We start from the raw sequence: 17,417 nt of genomic DNA, 5'->3' as shown, positions 1-17,417 counted from the left end.
GGGATCTATCGAAGCCATCGTTTTTCTTGAATAACGACCACTGTGCTCACACGCCATTGGTCCGGGAGCGCCGGGCGGGGCGCTCCCGGACCATCCGGCCCACTTATGGGCCGCTCCTTCCAACCAGCTGGGGCGTCCGGGGGGATCTCAATTGGTTGGAGGCGGAGAGGAAATGGTCTGTCATGACAAGGTGGAGGGGCTTTTCGGTACGAAAGCCCTTCTCGTCATTGATCAATGGAATGGGCGCGGGCCTGCAACGAGCGATCGCTCAGCATCTTCCAGCTTGGCAAGCTGATCGGCACTCAGCACGTTGCGCAGGGCAGCAGCCTTATCCTTCAGAACCTTGGCTTTGGCAGCGCGATCCAGCATGTGATCGGCCAGGTGCTCTCCGAAAAGCAGAACTTGGCCTTCGGCGACGGGGGGCGGGGGAGCTGCAACCCCGTCGGCAGCTGGCTGCTCGGGCGACTCATGCCTCGGAGGGGTGAGAAGATCGATCAGAGCGCCGGTATAATCCCTCCATGCGTCGAGCTGATTGCCGCGGACGCCGATGAGCGTTTCGAGCGCTGATAACTTGCCGGCAATCATCATGGTGGGATTCGGCCCGCGCGGAAAACCGGGCGGTATTGGCATGCCGCCGCCGAAGCCCATTATTGGCTCTTCGGGATGATGGCCCCGGAAAACCCAACCGTCAGGCGGCGGACCAGCTGGATCTGGCTGCGTAATCTGGGCTTCTAAAGGCTTTTGTGGGTCGGGTGCGACATCCGGACCTGCAGCATAAGCCGAAGCGGCTGCACCGCTAATTGCCGTTGCAACCAATGCAGCAGCGATAAGTCGTTTTCTCATGATCAATGCCTTCGCTATGACAACTGCTGAAGGCTAGAATGCGCGTATGAATGCAATACGTCGCTATATTTCTGAGTTTTTCCCGCGAGGGGAATGTTGCGAATGAATTTTGCTGATGGGCCAGCGGCAATACTTTATTACAATTTCCTCTATTATCGCCTTAATTTCACGCACCGATGTCATACAAATAGGAGCGGCCGTTTGCAGCTTGCAGATGGGAGAGCTTCTGTTTGATGAGAGCTCTCCCATGGTGTCCGCTATTCCGTGGCTCCGGAAGTTGCTGACATCGATTGCCTGGCTTCTTTCAAGGCAGTCGCACATTCCTCACAGCATACTTCGACCGATTTGCCGCCAAGGTTGACCTTGATGGTCTCTGCGCCGAGTTCACAGTCACAAGCAGCACATGTTGTTTTCTTCATGTCGTGATCCTTTCCCGATTGCTCCCCTTGCTGGGGCAGGATCATGAAAGCATCGATCGCCAGATAGGCGCTGTCAGAATCTTTAGCGAACCGCATAACGCTTGGGCTTCAATTGCGCCGAACGCTGAAATTCCGCCGGCGTCTGCCCGTAGGTCTGTTTGAATGCGGCACTGAAATGGCTGTGGCTGGAAAAGCCGAGATCGAGCCCGAGCATGGTCAGGTCGTCATAGGCGCCGAGGAGATCGAGCGCTCGCGCCAGCCGCAACCGCAGCTGATAGCGATAAAGCGGAATGGCTTCTACCTGCTGGAAGACTTGCGTCAGATAAACGGGCGAAACGCCGACGTCCCTGGCGATCTCCGCAAGCGTCCAGCGTCGTGCAAGATCGGAGGACAGAACGAGCTTTGCCCGATCGACGAGCTTCTGCCGGCCGGAACTTGCGCCGGCCGCATGTGACGTCCGCTCGCCGAGAGAGCGACGCACCAGGGTCAATGCCAGCGTTTCGCCCTCAAGGTCCTCAGCTATATTGCGGCTGAGCCCATGGCGAAGCATCGCCACGAGCGCCTGCGCGCGTGGATCTATGCGTCGGCGCTGCCGATGGAAGATGACGCTTCCGCCGGACTGAACCTGTTCTTTCGGCGCGAGCTCGTGAAGGACGCTTTCGTCTATACTGAAATCGAGACAGGAATCGCCGCCGTCAACAGGATGACTGATCCGATATCCCTGTCCCTTATTGAAGAACAGCACCTGGTTTGCTTCCGCAACGGCATCATTCTGGCCGACGTGGCGCTTGAAGACGCCACGATAGGGATAGACGAGGCTCGTCTTGTGGGCGCATTCCTCACTACTCTTATGCCGGCATTCGCCGTTGCAGACGATATCGCGGATGAGGACGGTTTTCGTCTTCAGCAGTAAGGCGGTCGTAATTTCTGACATGCCGGACTTCCCCATCCCGGCGTTAACGACCGCCGCATCAGCAAAGCTTAGCACATTCTGCGCCATCTTTTTAGTAGCGGCTATAAATATGGACATCGCTGCCATTCTGGCCGCGGGAAAGGCCAATGTCCTTCAATTGATCGTCCGACAGTTCCAGAAGCGCATTTCGGTTCCTGCGCTCGGCCATCTTTCGTGCGAGCATACGTACAAGGTCCAGGAGGGGAGAGAAAGACGAGCGTCGAGCCTTGCGGAAGGCGCGGGCCTGTGCGGAAGAAGTGATGATGCTGGTGGCTTGCATGGCGATACTCCATCGGTTGCTTCGATGGGAGCAGTGAACCATCGGAGCCGTATTCGCGCTGTCAAATAATTTAGCTATCGAACGTGGTCGCGACTTTTTGGGAGCGATGTATTTGTATTTTCGTTGTCGACATATTGCTTGCGGGAGCGATAGTGTGGGCACCGCCCCGCATACCGTGACGATAGACGGCAGGGGGCCGATTATTGAGGAGAGTAGGAATGTCGTGGCAACACCCAGTACCCCGGATCACTGCGGAGGAAAGACAACAGCGCCTTTCAAAGCTTCGAAAGCTGCTTGATGCAAGGGGATTGGCCGGCATGCTGCTCGGGCCGACCGAAAGCCTCCGCTACGTCACCGGACTCGTCTGGCACGCCAGCGAGCGGTTTCTCGGGGCGCTGGTGACGCCGACAGAGCTCTACTACATCGTGCCGGGCTTCGAGCGCAGCAGGGTAGAAACCCTGCCGCATCTGCCGGCCGAAATTCTCGAATGGCAGGAAGAAGAAAGCAGCGCGGCACTTATCGCCCGCTTGTTGGGAGATAAGGGCGCTTTGGCGCTCGACGACAAGATGCCGCTTTACTTCTACAACGCGCTTGCCGCCGAGCTTGGAGCTGAAAGACTGGCGAATGGCGGGCCGATCATCAACGGTCTGCGCCGCATCAAGTCTCCGGCCGAAATCGCGCTCATTCAATATGCCATGAACCTGACGCTGGACGTACACAGGCAGGCTCATGCCTTGCTCAAGCCGGGAATTAGCGCGTCGGAAGTCGTCGAATTCATCGACCGGCGGCATCGCGAGGCGGGTACCGATGGCGGCTCGACGTTCTGCATCGTGTCCTTCGGTGAAGCCACGTCCCTGCCGCACGGCGCAGACGGTGATCAGACGCTTGGCGAAGACGACGTCATCCTTGTGGATACGGGTGCCCGCATCGACGGCTATCATTCCGACCTGACGCGGACCTACAAGCTGAAGAGCGGGGATAGCGCCTTCGAGGATGCATGGGCGATCGAACGCGAGGCGCAGCAGGCCGTTTTCGACGCGGCGAAGCTGGGCGCTGCCTGCTCCAGCCTGGATGATGCGGCCCGTGCTGTACTCGCCAGACACTCGCTTGGTCCCGACTACAAGCTGCCGGGACTGCCGCACCGCGCCGGTCACGGCCTTGGTCTGGAAATTCACGAGGAGCCTTACATTGTTCGCGGCAACACGACGGAACTCGCGCCCGGCATGTGCTTCTCAAACGAACCGATGATCGTCTTTCCGCGGAAATTTGGCGTTCGGCTCGAGGACCACATCTACATGACGACGGACGGTCCGCACTGGTTTACGCAACCATCCAGCGGACCAACGAAGCCGTTTGCGAACTGAGAGTTTTCAGACTGGGCGGCCGTCAAGCCGCCCTTCTTCCATCCTTATCGAAGACATGCAGATGCTGCGCCGGGAAGGAGACGTTTACTTGCGTTCCCGTGCTCAGGGCAGTGCGATCCAGGGTGAATACCTTGAACGGGAGCCCGTGCAGCGAAAGATGCAGGATGATGCCGAAGCCGGTGGGTTCGATGAGTTCGACGTTGGCCGTCATGTCGGACGGATTGGACGACAACACGACATGCTCAGGCCGAATACCGAGCGTGATTTTCGCAGCGGTTGCCAATTCGAGCGGCTCCGGAAGCGAAACGAGCGTGCCATCCTTGAGCTTGACGGCATTGCCCTCGTAAGTCGCATCAAGGAAGTTCATGCCGGGTGAACCAATAAAGCCCGCGACGAAGAGATTGGCGGGGCGGTCATAGAGTTCAAGCGGGCTTCCCACTTGCTGCACGACACCGCCATGCATCGCAACGATGCGGTCTGCCAGTGTCATGGCTTCGATCTGGTCGTGAGTCACATAGATCGAGGTCGCTTTAAGATCGCCATGCAACTTCTTGATTTCCGCGCGCATCTGTTCTCGTAAGCGGGCGTCGAGATTCGACAGCGGCTCGTCGAAGAGGAAGGCTTTCGGCTGGCGCACGATCGCCCGGCCCATGGCGACGCGCTGGCGTTGGCCACCGGAAAGCGCCTTCGGCCGGCGCTCCAGCAGCGGATCGAGGCCGAGCTTGGATGCCGCAGCCGCGACAGCCTTGGCAATGCCATCCTTGGCCACCTTCCGCAGCCGCAGGCTGTAACTCATGTTGCCGGCAACATTCATATGCGGATAGAGCGCATAGGACTGGAAGACCATGGCGATGTCGCGGTCCTTCGGATGCAGCTCGTTGACACGATTATCGGCAATGCGGATTTCGCCGCCGCTAATATCCTCGAGGCCGGCAATCATCCGAAGCAAGGTGGACTTGCCGCATCCGGAAGGGCCGACAAGAACGACAAACTCGCCATCCTTGATCCTGAGGTCGATATCATGCAGCACCTGCACATGGCCGTAGGCTTTCTTGACGTTCTGAATATCGATCGATGCCATATGACTAACCCTTGACCGCGCCGGCCGTGAGACCCTGCACGAGATAGCGTTGGATGAGCAGGAAGAAGAGCGCAGCTGGAATGAGCGCCATGACGCCGGCCGCCATCATCTGCCCGAAATCCACGGAGAATTTCGAGACGAAGGTGAGAAGCCCGACCGGGAAGGTCGCAGCCTGGTTGCCATTGATCAGCATCAGCGCAAAGAGCAGCTCGCTCCATGCCGCCGTGAAGACGAAGCCGAGCGTTGCGGCAATGCCGGGCAGGGTCAGCGGCAGGATGATCTGCCGGAAGGCGGTAAACTGCGTCGCGCCGTCGATCATGGCTGCCTCCTCCAGATCCTTCGGAATGCCGTCGAAGAAGGACTGCATCAGGAAGGTCGCGAAGGGTACGTTGAAAGCCGTGTAGACGATAACGAGGCCGGTCAGGCTGTTGGTCAGATGCAGCGGCGTCAGGATCTTGAAGATCGGCGCGACCAGCATGACGAGCGGAAACATCTGCGTCAGCAGCATCAGCGCCACGATCCAGTATTTGGCACGGAAATTGAAGCGCGAGAGAGCATAGCCGGAGAGCGACGCGCAGATGGTCACCGCGATCGCCGTCGAGGCGGAGACGATCAGGCTGTTCTTGAAGAAGGTTGGGAAGTCGCTGTGTTGCAGCACGAAAGCATAGTGCTCCCAAGTGGTGCGCGACGGCCACATGCGTACGCCTTCGGTATATAGCAAATCGTTCGGCGTCACCGAAACCTTCAACAGCCAGAAGAGCGGGAAGAGCGCGAAGACGACGTAGCAAAGAATGGCCAGGCGATGCGCGATGGTGGGGATGATGGATCGTCTCATGGCTCAATCCTTGTTCAGCAGGGTCTGCCGCAGCAGGATGATCAGCATGGAATAGGTGAGGAGAAGGACGAGCAGCACCAGGGCGATGGCCGAGGCATATCCGAAATCCAGCCGCTTGAAGGCCTGGGTGAAGATGTAGCTGGCGACGATCTGTGTGCGGTCGGCCGGACCGCCGCCGGTCATCACGACGATCAGATCGGCGAAATTGGAGATCCAGACCGTTCGCAGGAGGACCGTGATGGCGATGGTCGGCGCCAGGAAGGGAAGCGTGATCGAGCGAAAGCGCTCGAACCAGCCAGCGCCATCGATCGAAGCCGCCTCATAAAGATCGCGCGGGATCGCCTGTAGAGCAGCCAGAAGGGTGATGGCAAAGAAGGGAATGCCCCACCAGACATTGGCGATGATCGGCCCCCACATCGCATATTTCGGATCGGACTGGATATTGCCCGGCTCACTCATCAGACCCATGGCATAGAGCCAATGGGGGATGGGGCCGATGACCGGATTGAACAGCCAGGACCAGTTGAGGCCGGCGAGGAAAGACGGAACGGCCCAGGGCAGGAATACCAGCGCCTGGACGATCGATCTGCCGAAAAACGGTTTGTCCAACAGAAGTGCCAGGATCAGCCCAAAGATGAACTGCAGCACCACGGAAGCGCCCGTCCACCAAAGTGTATTCTTCAGTGCCCAGTAGAAGGCCTTATCCTTGGAGAGATCGCGAAAGTGTTCCAGGCCGATGAAGCCGCCGGAAAACGGATTGAGCAATTGAATATCGCGAAAGGCATAGGAAATGCCGATTGCCAGCGGCACCAGCATCACGGCGATGATGAGGATCAGGGCAGGGGCGCTGTAGAGATAGGGCTCCGAGGCGTCGGCGAGGCGCTTCAGCCACGGCCTGCGGTCGTGACGCCTGTCGAGCGTGTCGGTGATCGAAGTCATCTGCAAGAGTTCCCATTCGCGGCGTTCGAACGCCGTCTGTTTCAATTGGGCAGAGATGGCGGCGGATCGCTCCGCCGCCGCATGTGCGTTCTATTTCTTGGCCAGGAATTTCTGCTGGGCCTTGGTCAGGTAATCGGCCCACTGGTCGGCGAGGTCCTTCGCCGAGATATCGCCGAGCAGCGCCTGCTGCGAGGTCTTGATGGCGAGTGAATCCTTGAAGAACGCGAATTCCTCGAGATAGGTCGGCATGACAGTGGGAACGGTGTCCTTGTCGGCCAGTTCCTGGAACCAGCCCTTGAACTGATCGCCGGCGTAGAAGGGGTCCTTTTCCGCGGCCGTATAGGCCGGCAAGGCGCCGATCTTCTTGTTCCACTCGAGATTGCCTTCCTTACCCTCGAGAGTCGCGATCAGCTTCCAGGACAGATCCTTGTTCTGGCTGGTCGAGAACATCGACCAGCCGGCATAACCAATGGTCGGGAAGGATTTGCCATCGGGACCCTTCGGCAGCGGCGCGACACCGAAATCGTCCTTCTTCATGCGTTCGGCAACGGCGATCAGCGCATCCGGATCCTGATCGAGGAAGGCACAGGTGCCGGAATAGAAGCCGGCGACGACTTCGTTGAAGCCCCAGTTGACGCTATCCTTCGGCGCATAGCCTTTCTTGTAGAGATCGACCATCCATTCGATGCCCTTGGCCCAGCCGGGGCTGTTCATCGTCGATGTGCCGTCATCCTTGAAATATTTGTTGTCGCCGGCCATGGAGGCGGCGAAGATCATCCAGCCGTTGAGACCGCCCGGGCCGCCGCGCATGCAGTAGCCGTATTTGCCCGGCAGCTTGGAGATGGCCTCGGATGCCTTGACGAATTCATCCATCGTCTTCGGCGGCTCTGCGATGCCCGCGTCCTTCAGGATTTTCTTGTTGTAGAACATGGCGCGCAGATAGAAGCCGTAGGGCAGCATATAGGCGGTGTTCTTGACATCCCGGCCAAGCTGAAGCGCACGGGGCGTCAGTTCGCTCGTATGCTCCCATTTGGCGAGGTAAGGCTCGAGGCTTTCGAGCATGCCGTTATTACCATAGAGCGACAGCCAGGTATCAGGCATTTCCATCACGTCGGGCGTGTCGCCGGCCGAAACCATGGTGGCAAACTTCTGGAAGGCTTCGTTCCAGGGCAGGGAAATGATGTCGACCTTGGTGCCCGGGTTGACGGCTTCGAACTTGGCGACGATCGACTTGAGCGTCTCGGTGCGCTCCGGGCTCGTGATGACTTCCACGAGCTTAAGCGTCGTATCGGCAAAAGCGGTACCGCCCATCAAGGCGGTAAAGAGTGCTGCTGATATCAGTCTTTTCATGTTGGTTCCCCCTTTTAGGTTTTCCTCTCAGATTGACGACTTCACGAGGCGGCGGCGATCGCCTCCTCGAGTTCCTTCCATAGGGCCTCGGTTCCTTCGAGGCCGATATGGAGACGTACCGAGCGCGGATTAATGCCGAAGCTATGCGCCGAATTCGGCTGCGCCTTCTGCTGCAGCACGACTTCGCCCGGCACAATCAGGCTCTCATGGCCGCCCCAGCTCACACCCAGCTTGAAGAGCCTGAGGCGATCCGCGAATGCACGCACGTCGACGCCCTCGCGGAAGATGAAAGAGAACAGGCCTGAAGTCCCGTTCAAGCCGGCAGGCAGTCGGTTCGCAAGCCCCGGATGACAGACCTGTTCAACGACATCGAGCTCCTGCAGCCGCTTGGCAATCGTCAAGGCTGCCGCCTCGTGTGCCTTCATGCGGATCGGCAACGTGCGAAGGCCGCGGATCAAGAGCCATGCGTCGAAGGGCGAGAGCTTGCCGCCGAGATAGGGATAGGCTTCGGCCTTCAGTCGCGCGATCATCTCCTTTGAGCCCGCGACGACGCCGGCGACCACGTCGCTGTGCCCACCGAGATATTTCGAGGCGGAATGGATGACGAGATCGACACCAAGCTTCAACGGCTGCTGGAAATAGGGGGTGGCCCAACTATTGTCGATCATCGACACGACGCCATGCTGCCTTGCAAGTGCGGCAAGCGCACCCACGTCATGCGCTTCCATGACCCAGCTCGTCGGGCTTTCCATGTAGAAGACCTTTGCGCCGGGAAGCGCCTTGGCGACGGCTTCCTCGTCGCGGCCGTCGACATAAGTCACCTCGACCTTCATGCGTTTCAGGACCGTGCCGAAAAGGCGGAAGGCATCCGGATAGACGTGCTTAACTGCAACGATACGGTCGCCCGGCTCGACAAAGCTTAAAACGGCCGACGAGATCGCCGCCATGCCACTGGCAAAACCGAGTGCATCCTCCGCGCCCTCGAGTTTCGCCACCATTTCCTCGAACAGGCGTACGGTAGGGTTGAGGCCGCGCGTATAGGTCGGGCGTACCTTTTCGCCGCGATAGGAGGCGATCATCTCGTCGTAGCTGGAGAAGGTGAAAAGCGAGGTCTGGAAGATCGGCGGCACTACGGCATCGGCGAAGTTGCCGTCATCATGGGCGGTGATCAGGGAGGCAAGTTCGAACGGCTCTAACCCGTCAGTCATTTGGACATTTCCTTGATGTCTTCCTCGACCACGTCGAGAATTTTCAATGTTTCGGCGCGCGCAGCCTCGGGATCCCGGTCGGCGATCGCGTTGAACAGCGTGCGATGATATGGGAAGGACCGGCGGGCAAAATCCTGCCGGTCGAAGGGATGCTCCCAGAAGCGTTCGAAGGTTTCTCGCATCTGTTCGAGAAGCTGCCGGAACAATGGGTTATGCGTGGCGTCATAGACGGCAAGATGGAAGGCAAGGTCTTCGGGTCCGGATGTGCCCTTGGCCATATGCTCGCGCTCCATCGCGTTGAGCTTCTCTTCGATGATGACGAGATCTTCGTCGGTTCGCTTTCTCGCAGCCACCATGCCGGCTTCACATTCGATGCCGCGACGGACCTCGAGCGTCTGCAACAGCGCATCGCGCAGGTGTGACGGGTTGAAGGAAAGCGGCATATGGATCGTCGCTTTCGAAACCGGCTTCAGCAGGTAGGTGCCGCTGCCTTTGCGCGTCTCCATGACCCCGAGCGCCTGGAAGTAGGTGATTACCTCGCGAATAGTGGAGCGTCCCACCGAAAGCGCAGCCATCAGCTCGCGCTCGGTCGGAAGCCGATCGCCGGCCTGTAACTTCGATGATTCGATGAAGGTCGACAGCGCCTCGATGACTTGCTGCGTCCGATCGATGGATGGAAGAGGAGTAAGCATGGGTTTCGTCATGGACAGTAAATTGGTCTGACATCTGGCATCAGGTCAATCTCTTTTTCTTGGCATGGTCATTTTTGTGGCCTTAAATTTTTAAGGGGCTTGGAGAGCGGCCATGAAAATTGTTTGCGGCCTTCAAGACCATTGCCGGCGCTGATAGAAGAAGCCTGTTGTGAGTCCCCGAGCAGGAAAAGAATGGCGGCAAGAGATCGATATTCACGGAAGCTGGAATGTGCGAAATGCGAGCACACCGGCTTTGCCGAGGTTTCCGAAACGGATGAGCGCCGTGCCGCAAACCGCGATTTCAATATAGACCAGATGCCGCGCGGCTTTTCCACCGAGCGGCCGTCGCCCGATCCTCGCAAGCACATGATCCGCTGCCGCTGCGGCTCGGTGTTTCCCTTCGAGCAGGATACGGTTTATGCACCGGGCGGCGAACCACGGCGCTAAATAAGCATATCCAGAAAAGAAAAAAGCCCCGCACAGGCGAGGCTAAGCTTGTGCCGCTCCGGGGAAATCGGAAGCGACGCCGTTTGTCTAACGGTCGCCTTCTCTCCCGACTAGGCCAGTTTTGCCGATAGCGGTACGCTTAAGTAAAAAAGCTCTTCATTCGTGAAACGAGATTGATTTGCAGGCGCTCTCCCACTGGCTGCAAAGATCGGAGAAAACCATCGTGCCGTGCAATCTATTCAGCTAGCATTCATTTTCGTGCGGGCAAAAAGGCAACCACCGCAACGCCTTGCGGTCGTCGAGGCCCGGTTTCCACCGCTTCCGAGCGAGGTTGCCGGGCCTTGCAGACATTTAGAACCTCGGATATCCATATGCGCCTGCTTCGTGCCTTCATCGATTGGATTTGTCGCAAGCAGCAGCCGGAACAGGAAATGCTCCAACATTCCGGCGATGATCCCTGGGTCCTGCAGCAGATCGAAAAATTCGAGCAAGAGTTGAAGCACTAGCAGGCTTGCCGATTCGGAGTCCTGGTCCTTGATCAGCGCCGCAGCACGATCCCATCTCTGGCCACGAGCTTGCCTGCCTTATAGACTGCCCGTCCTTTCGGCACTGCAACGACGGCCTCGGGAATGTGCTCTGCCTTCAGGGTAACGAAATCGGCTTTGGCGCCGATTTTCAAGCCGTAGCCTTCCAAGCGCAGGGCCTTGGCGCCGCCTTCTGTCACGACATCGAAGGCGGTCTTCAACTCGTCGTCGGTATAAAAGCCGGACCGATAGCCGATCATCATGGCGCGGCCCAGCATGTCGCCATCACCATAGGGCCACCAGGAATCACGGATATTGTCGCTACCGCTGAAAACGGTGACACCGGCAGCCCGAAGCAGGGCGACGGGCGGGAAGGTATGGGCACCGGGTGCGTTGGTCATGATGGAGACACCGCTCTCTGCAATGAGCGCGGCAGCGCGCTTAGCCGCTTCCATCGATAGATCACCAAGCCCGTAGGCATGGCTGATCGCGACATGTCCACCCATGGAGAGTGCGCGGGCGCGAGCGCAGATCTGCTCGACGGTGAAAAGACCGAGTGTGCCGCCGTCGTGAAGATGGATGTCAACATCGACGCCATGCTTTTCGGCGACGCCGAAAACCACATCGAGATGACTTTCGACATCGCGATCGAAGCTCGCAGGATCGAGCCCGCCGACGAGATCGGCACCCATGGCGATTGCCTGATCCAGAAGCTCAGGCGTCCCGGGGCTTTTCAGAATGCCGCTTTGCGGAAAGGCAACGAGCTGAATGTCGATCAATCCGCGGTATTCTTCACGCACGGCAAGTACGGTCTCGAGCGATTTCAATCCAACGGAGCCGTCCACCATGACATGACTGCGCATATGCGTGCTGCCATTGGCAATGCAGAGGTCAAGCTGGTTTCTGGCTCTCTGGTCCATCGGTGCGGCTTGCGCCATGTTTTGCGCCTGGAAGGCAACACGCTCATGGACGTCGAAGCCGTTGGTGCAAGGCTTGTGGGGTATCCAGGCATCGCCATAGAAGCTGGTGTCGAGATGAATGTGCCCTTCGACGAAGCCCGGCACCACGAGGGCGCTTTCAAGGTCGATGAGCTCGGCAGCAGAGATCGGCGCTCCACTCTCCGTGATTGCCACGATCTGCCCCTCCGCGACGCCGATATCCTTGAGGGAGCCGTCGGCAAGCCTGGCTCGGGTAAAGAGGGTTTCGATCGTGCTCAATTTTCTCTCCTTAGATCGATAGCATCGGCTCTGTGGGCACCGTCCGGCTGGCCGATGTCTTACCGCTCGAAGGCCTCTTTCAGGCCGAGGCTTTTGCGCTCACGTAGATCGAGATCGCTTTCGATATGCGCGATATGATGCAGCATCAGGTGACAGGCCGTGTCGACGTCCTTGCGTTCCAACGCGGTGATGATGTCGCCATGCTCTGAATGGCCGCAACTGGAGGCGCTTGATTGTCCGTAGAGTGCGATCACCAGCGAGGAGCGGGCGACGAGCTCCTCCATGAAGCGCTGCATGATGAGGTTGCCTGATATCGATGCCAGCAGGAGATGGAAGTCGCCCGAGGCCTTGATCTCGGCCCGGCGCGCGGATTGACCGCGCTCTCCCATCAAACGGCCTTCTTCCACCAAGAGCTGCCGGAGCTGTGCGAGCTGAGCCGCGGTGATATGTTCGGCTGCCGATCGCACAATGCCGGGCTCGACCAGACGACGCGCAGCGAATATCTGCCGGGCTTCCTCGGGCGATGGATAGGCGACGAAAGCGCCCCGGTTTTTCTCGACGCTGACGAGCCCCTCATAGGAAAGAGCCTGCAGGGCGGCACGCGCCAGAGTCCGGCTGACATTGAAGAGAGCGCCAACATCACTCTCGGACAGTTTTGTGCCCGGTGCAAGCCGGCGCTCGACGATCGCGTCGCGAATGGCCTCGCGGATCTGTTGCGCGCCGCTATCGTTGGCGTCGCCGGGCGTCAAAAGCGCATCTGCTGAAGAATTCATGATCGGTAGCCTGAGTAACTGGCTGCAATGATAGACAGGTTTCCCGCGGAAGTTAAACGAAATCTGATGCGAATAAGGATCGAAAATGTATACAATGTTTTGCATAAATCGCGCACAATAGCCTATTTCCTGTGCAGATTCATAATTGCCTATACAGAGGCAAAATTCACCACTCAGATAAAGCTTAGGAATTTCAGTCTGTTAGTTGGCGGCAGCAAAACTGGCACGTTTGATGCAGTGTCTTTCTCAAACCAAAGGGGAAGATGATGTCGAAAGCGGCAGAGATCGATATAGTGTCCGTTTCGAAGGTCTACGGTACGACCACGGCTGTCCATGCGATCAGCCTGAAGATACCGGCGGGCTCCTATTGCTGTTTCCTTGGCCCCTCCGGCTGCGGCAAGACATCGACCTTGCGCATGATTGCTGGTCACGAGGGGATTTCCTCTGGCGATATCAGGCTAGGCAATACCGTCGTTACTGATTTCCCGCCCGCCAGACGCGGCACGGCGATGATGTTCCAATCCTACGCGCTGTTTCCCCATCTGGACCTCATCGACAATGTCGCCTTCAGCCTGAAGATGAAGGGCGTTGCCAGGGAAGAGCGCCGCACAAAGGCGCTCGAAATGCTAAAGCTGATGCAGATGGAAGCCTACGCCACCCGCCGTCCGGCCCAGCTTTCTGGCGGCCAGCAACAGCGTGTCGCGCTCGCCCGCGCCCTCATCACCGATCCGGAGGCGTTGCTGCTCGACGAGCCCCTATCGGCACTCGATCCCTTTCTGAAGATCCGCATGCGCGCAGAACTGAAGAAGCTGCAGAAGTCACTCGGCATCACTTTCGTCCATGTCACGCACAGCCAGGAAGAGGCGATGGCCCTTGCCGATATCATGGTCATCATGAATGACGGCCGGATCGAGCAGGCGGGCTCGCCGCGCGAGGTTTTCGAGCACCCCGCAACGGCCTTCGTTGCCCGCTTCATGGGCGATCATAACGTCTTGTCCGGGCGGATAACGGCGAGCGAAGATGGCTTGATTACCATGACCGCGCCGGAAGGGCAGGGCTTCTCCGTAAAAGGGTCAGGTCGCGCTGTCGGCGAAGCCGTTGACATCGCGGTCCGCACCGACCGCGTTCGGCTTTCGCAGCCATCGGGCAAAGGACTGGGCTTCAACGGCGTGGTCTCCAATGTCGAATATCGCGGCGCAACACTGAAGATCACCGTGATCGGTGCCGGCAGCGACGATTTCACCGTCATCGCAAGCAATGACGATGCTGCTGCTAGGTCAATCGCCGTCGGCGATGCCGTATCACTGAGTTGGGCTCAGGAGGATGCAATCCTTCTCGGCCGTATCTCCGCATGAAAATCCGAAGCATTAAAAAAGGGGAACTGACATGACGATTGAAACTAAGACTACCAAGACGACGAAAGGCATTTCCCGCCGCTCGTTGCTGAAGACCGGCGCTGCCGCTCTCGGCACCATGGCCGGCTCCGGCGTGATCACCGGCTTTCCGACCATCTGGGCCCAATCGAATATCACGCTGCGCCAGTTCGGTACCGGCGTTTCGAACATCAATGCCATTGCTGAAAAGTGCAAGGCCGATCTCGGCATTACGCTTGAGATGACTGCCACCGATTCCGATGCCGCCGCCCAGCGTGCGGTGACGCAGCCGAACAGCTATGACATCGCTGACATCGAATACTGGATCGCCAAGAAGGTCTTCCCGACCGGCGTCTTGCAGCCGATGGACGTCAAGAAGCTGAAATATTACGATAAGATCGTGCCGCTCTTCATCACCGGCAAGCTGAAGCCGGACAGCGTCATTGCGCAGGGCACAGCGCCGCATACCGTCGGCTTCGTCGAAGGGCAGGGCTCCAAGAAATTCGCCAAGGAGCCGACGCAGTGGATGACGATGGTTCCGACCATTTACAATGCCGACACGCTGGGCATTCGTCCCGATCTCACCGGCCGTCCGATCAACAGCTGGGCTGACATTCTCGATCCTGCCTTCAAGGGCAAGACCGCGATCCTCAACATCCCGTCGATCGGCATCATGGATGCCGCGATGATCATGGAAGCCGCCGGCAAGATCAAATATGCCGACAAGGGCAACATGACGAAGGCGGAAATCGACAAGACGATCGAATTCCTGATCAAGACCAAGGGCGACGGCCAGTTCCGCGCCTTCTGGAAGTCCTTCGACGAAAGCGTCAACCTTATGGCATCAGGCGAAGTGGTCATACAGTCCATGTGGTCGCCTGCGGTCGCTGCCGTCCGCTCCAAGGGCATTGCCTGCACCTTCCAGCCACTCAAGGAAGGTTATCGTGCCTGGGGCGGTGGTCTCGGCCTTGCTTCGCATCTCAAGGGCGCACAGCTCGACGCAGCTTACGAGTATATCAACTGGTACACCTCCGGCTGGGTCGGCGGTTACCTCAACCGCCAAGGCTACTATTCCGCCTGCATGGAAACGGCCAAAAACTTCATGTCGGCCGATGAATGGGGCTACTGGATCGAAGGCAAGCCGGCGCAAGGCGATATCCTGTCTCCGGAAGGCAAAGTCATGGAGAAGGCCGGCGCCGTTCGCGATGGCGGCTCCTTCGAAACCCGCATGGGCGCAGTCGCCTGCTGGAACTCGGTCATGGACGAGGACCGCTACATGGTTCGTCGCTGGAACGAATTCATCGCTGCCTAAGCTGCGATCGATCATTTCCTCTCCCCGTCCGATACCGGGGGGAGGATCCTATCAATGGAGAAGCCGGACCATGGCGACAATCGCTTCCTCGGACGCGGAGCAGGAAACTCAGAAGCCCGGACGCGGATTTGCCGTACCCGGCTGGGCCGTCTCCTATCTGCAGGCAACGCCGCTCTTTCTCATTCTCGGCTTCTTCTTCCTGTTGCCGATTGCGATGATCGGCATCGTCAGTTTCTGGGATTATGATTTCGCTGGCCTTTATCCGGCGTTCCTGACCACGAATTATACCGATACGCTCGGTTCGTGGGTTACATGGAAAACCTACCTCAACACGTTGAAATTTACAGCCATTGTCTGGGCGCTGACGCTCTTTATCGGCTTCTGGGTCGCTTACTTTCTGGCTTTTCATATTCGCCGGACCTCGACGCAGATGATCCTTTTCCTGGTCTGCACAGTGCCCTTCATGACGTCCAACATCATCCGCATGATCTCGTGGATACCGGTGCTCGGGCGCAACGGGCTGGTCAATTCGACCCTGATCGAGATGGGCCTCATCCCGCAGCCGATCGAATGGTTGCTTTATTCCGATTTCGCCGTCGTGCTGGCCATGGTGCATCTCTACACGCTGTTCATGGTCACTCCGATCTTCAATACGCTGATGCGTATCGACCGTTCTCTGTTCGAAGCCGCTCGCGATGCCGGCGCCACCGGATGGCAGGTGCTGTGGAATGTGGTGATCCCGCTTGCCAAGCCCGGAATGGCGATCGGCAGTATCTTCGTCGTCACGCTCGTCATGGCAGATTTCTCCACCGTGCAGGTCATGTCGGGCGGCCAAAGCGCGTCCATCGCGCTGATGATGAAGAACCAGATGTCGCTGCTGCAATATCCGGCCGCCGCCGCCAATGCGGTCGTGCTTCTGATCGTCGTGCTTCTGATGGTCGCTGCCATTCTGCGCATCGTCGACATCCGCAAGGAGCTCTAGAATGAACCGCGAAAAGCGCAGCCTGGAGTTTTATGTTCTGGCGATCTTCTTCACGATTTTCGTGCTGTTTCTCTACGGTCCGCTGTCGGCGGTCATCATCCTGTCTTTCCAGGGGCCGGACGGTGGCCTGACCTTCCCCTTGAATGGCGTCTCGCTGCATTGGTTCGCCAATCTCTTCGAAAAGCAGGCGGTGGGCGATTTCGGCGCCTCATTCCAGCGGTCGCTCATGCTCGGCGTGATGGTCATGATCGTGACCGTCGTCGTGTCGCTGCTGGCGGGCCTTGCCTTCCGTCGCCGCTTTCGTGGATCGACATTCCTGTTCTATGCGACAGTCGCAAGCCTCGTCGTGCCGTCGATCATCATCTCGCTCGGGATCGGCGTCGTCTTCCAGCAGGGCGGCATCGCGCCGGCATGGTATTCCTCTGCATTCGGCGCGCATCTGACCTGGACCTTGCCTTTCGGTGTGCTGATCATGTTCGCCGTCTTTAATCGGTTTTCGCCAGCCTATGAGGAGGCAGCCCGCGATCTCGGCGCCAGTTCCTGGCAAACCTTCCGTCATGTCGTGCTGCCGATGATCGCACCGAGCCTGATCGGCGTCGGCCTCTTCGGCTTCACGCTGTCTTACGACGAGTTCGCCCGCACCCTGATGACGTCAGGCACCTACAATACCCTGCCGCTGGAGATCTACGGCATGACGACGAATGTCACGACGCCGGTACTCTATGCGCTCGGAACGGTGACGACGCTCTTTTCCTTCACCATTATCCTGCTGGCGCTTGCGGTCATGACCATGCTCGGCCGTCGCCAAGCCAAGAAAAGTTGAGAT

The 17,417-nt window shown here is 58.4% G+C and carries 19 protein-coding genes; 7 read left to right on the top strand and 12 right to left on the bottom strand.

The window, feature by feature from the left end; genetic code table 11:
* Positions 1-231: 231 nt before the first annotated feature.
* The 4 genes from ACYJRZ_RS29370 to ACYJRZ_RS29355 all read right to left on the bottom strand — a co-directional run bounded on the left by ACYJRZ_RS29370 (position 232) and on the right by ACYJRZ_RS29355 (position 2,494).
* Complete coding sequence (locus ACYJRZ_RS29370; RefSeq protein WP_459464707.1) at positions 232-843, bottom strand: hypothetical protein; 612 nt, start codon at positions 841-843, stop codon at positions 232-234.
* Positions 844-1,100: 257 nt separating this feature from the next.
* A complete protein-coding gene (locus ACYJRZ_RS29365) occupies positions 1,101-1,358 on the bottom strand; it encodes a hypothetical protein (protein WP_459464709.1) in 258 nt (85 codons plus the stop codon).
* The gene (locus ACYJRZ_RS29360; RefSeq protein ID WP_459464705.1) at positions 1,345-2,196 is read right to left on the bottom strand and encodes a helix-turn-helix transcriptional regulator; all 852 of its coding nucleotides are present in this window, start codon (positions 2,194-2,196) and stop codon (positions 1,345-1,347) included. The genes ACYJRZ_RS29365 and ACYJRZ_RS29360 overlap by 14 nt, the downstream gene beginning before the upstream one ends.
* Positions 2,197-2,266: 70 nt before the next feature.
* Positions 2,267-2,494 carry a DUF1127 domain-containing protein gene (locus ACYJRZ_RS29355; protein ID WP_459464703.1) on the bottom strand — a complete coding sequence of 76 codons (228 nt, stop codon included), beginning with the start codon at positions 2,492-2,494 and terminating at the stop codon, positions 2,267-2,269.
* A 218-nt stretch (positions 2,495-2,712) separates the two neighbouring features.
* On the opposite strand from ACYJRZ_RS29355, the gene ACYJRZ_RS29350 reads away from it, so the two are divergent.
* The gene (locus tag ACYJRZ_RS29350; RefSeq protein ID WP_459464701.1) at positions 2,713-3,858 is read left to right on the top strand and encodes a M24 family metallopeptidase; all 1,146 of its coding nucleotides are present in this window, start codon (positions 2,713-2,715) and stop codon (positions 3,856-3,858) included.
* Between the two features lie 22 nt (positions 3,859-3,880).
* On the opposite strand, the gene ACYJRZ_RS29345 is transcribed toward ACYJRZ_RS29350, so the two are convergent.
* The 6 genes from ACYJRZ_RS29345 to ACYJRZ_RS29320 all read right to left on the bottom strand — a co-directional run bounded on the left by ACYJRZ_RS29345 (position 3,881) and on the right by ACYJRZ_RS29320 (position 9,963).
* Entirely contained in the window at positions 3,881-4,939 is a 1,059-nt protein-coding gene (locus ACYJRZ_RS29345) for an ABC transporter ATP-binding protein (RefSeq protein ID WP_459464699.1), read from the bottom strand.
* Positions 4,940-4,943: 4 nt separating this feature from the next.
* Positions 4,944-5,774 (bottom strand): carbohydrate ABC transporter permease, encoded by an 831-nt coding sequence (locus ACYJRZ_RS29340; RefSeq protein WP_459464697.1) that lies wholly within the window; start codon positions 5,772-5,774, stop codon positions 4,944-4,946.
* Between the two features lie 3 nt (positions 5,775-5,777).
* Positions 5,778-6,713: a carbohydrate ABC transporter permease gene (locus tag ACYJRZ_RS29335; RefSeq protein WP_459464696.1), complete on the bottom strand. Its 936-nt coding sequence runs from the start codon at positions 6,711-6,713 to the stop codon at positions 5,778-5,780.
* Between the two features lie 90 nt (positions 6,714-6,803).
* Positions 6,804-8,063 (bottom strand): ABC transporter substrate-binding protein, encoded by a 1,260-nt coding sequence (locus tag ACYJRZ_RS29330; protein WP_459464694.1) that lies wholly within the window; start codon positions 8,061-8,063, stop codon positions 6,804-6,806.
* Positions 8,064-8,104: 41 nt separating this feature from the next.
* Entirely contained in the window at positions 8,105-9,271 is a 1,167-nt protein-coding gene (locus ACYJRZ_RS29325) for a PLP-dependent transferase (RefSeq protein ID WP_459464692.1), read from the bottom strand.
* Entirely contained in the window at positions 9,268-9,963 is a 696-nt protein-coding gene (locus ACYJRZ_RS29320; RefSeq protein WP_459464690.1) for a FadR/GntR family transcriptional regulator, read from the bottom strand. Before ACYJRZ_RS29320 ends, ACYJRZ_RS29325 begins: the two co-directional genes overlap by 4 nt.
* A 192-nt stretch (positions 9,964-10,155) precedes the next feature.
* Here ACYJRZ_RS29320 and ACYJRZ_RS29315 point away from each other — a divergent pair, with 192 nt between their 5' ends.
* Positions 10,156-10,410: a hypothetical protein gene (locus tag ACYJRZ_RS29315; protein WP_459464688.1), complete on the top strand. Its 255-nt coding sequence runs from the start codon at positions 10,156-10,158 to the stop codon at positions 10,408-10,410.
* Positions 10,411-10,781: 371 nt separating this feature from the next.
* A complete protein-coding gene (locus tag ACYJRZ_RS29310) occupies positions 10,782-10,916 on the top strand; it encodes a hypothetical protein (RefSeq protein WP_459464684.1) in 135 nt (44 codons plus the stop codon).
* A 32-nt stretch (positions 10,917-10,948) separates the two neighbouring features.
* Here ACYJRZ_RS29310 and ACYJRZ_RS29305 read toward each other — a convergent pair whose 3' ends face one another.
* Together ACYJRZ_RS29305 and ACYJRZ_RS29300 are read right to left on the bottom strand one after the other, a co-directional pair.
* A complete protein-coding gene (locus tag ACYJRZ_RS29305; protein WP_459464682.1) occupies positions 10,949-12,151 on the bottom strand; it encodes an amidohydrolase family protein in 1,203 nt (400 codons plus the stop codon).
* 59 nt (positions 12,152-12,210) lie between these two features.
* Positions 12,211-12,924 carry a GntR family transcriptional regulator gene (locus tag ACYJRZ_RS29300; protein ID WP_459464680.1) on the bottom strand — a complete coding sequence of 238 codons (714 nt, stop codon included), beginning with the start codon at positions 12,922-12,924 and terminating at the stop codon, positions 12,211-12,213.
* 266 nt (positions 12,925-13,190) lie between these two features.
* Between ACYJRZ_RS29300 and ACYJRZ_RS29295 the strand changes: the two genes are divergently transcribed.
* The 4 genes from ACYJRZ_RS29295 (at position 13,191) to ACYJRZ_RS29280 (ending at position 17,414) form a co-directional block, all read left to right on the top strand.
* On the top strand, positions 13,191-14,279 hold the full coding sequence (locus ACYJRZ_RS29295) for an ABC transporter ATP-binding protein (protein ID WP_459464678.1): 1,089 nt from the start codon (positions 13,191-13,193) through the stop codon (positions 14,277-14,279).
* Between the two features lie 31 nt (positions 14,280-14,310).
* The gene (locus ACYJRZ_RS29290; protein ID WP_459464676.1) at positions 14,311-15,609 is read left to right on the top strand and encodes an ABC transporter substrate-binding protein; all 1,299 of its coding nucleotides are present in this window, start codon (positions 14,311-14,313) and stop codon (positions 15,607-15,609) included.
* 70 nt (positions 15,610-15,679) lie between these two features.
* Positions 15,680-16,591, top strand: coding sequence for an ABC transporter permease (locus ACYJRZ_RS29285; RefSeq protein ID WP_459464674.1), 912 nt, complete (start codon positions 15,680-15,682; stop codon positions 16,589-16,591).
* A 1-nt stretch (position 16,592) separates the two neighbouring features.
* A complete protein-coding gene (locus ACYJRZ_RS29280) occupies positions 16,593-17,414 on the top strand; it encodes an ABC transporter permease (RefSeq protein ID WP_459464672.1) in 822 nt (273 codons plus the stop codon).
* The last annotated feature ends 3 nt before the right edge of the window (positions 17,415-17,417 follow it).

The sequence above is a fragment of the Rhizobium sp. No.120 genome, assembly GCF_054558365.1.
Note: the sequence above shows the minus strand (reverse complement) of the source record. Positions and strands in the feature narration are given on the sequence as shown.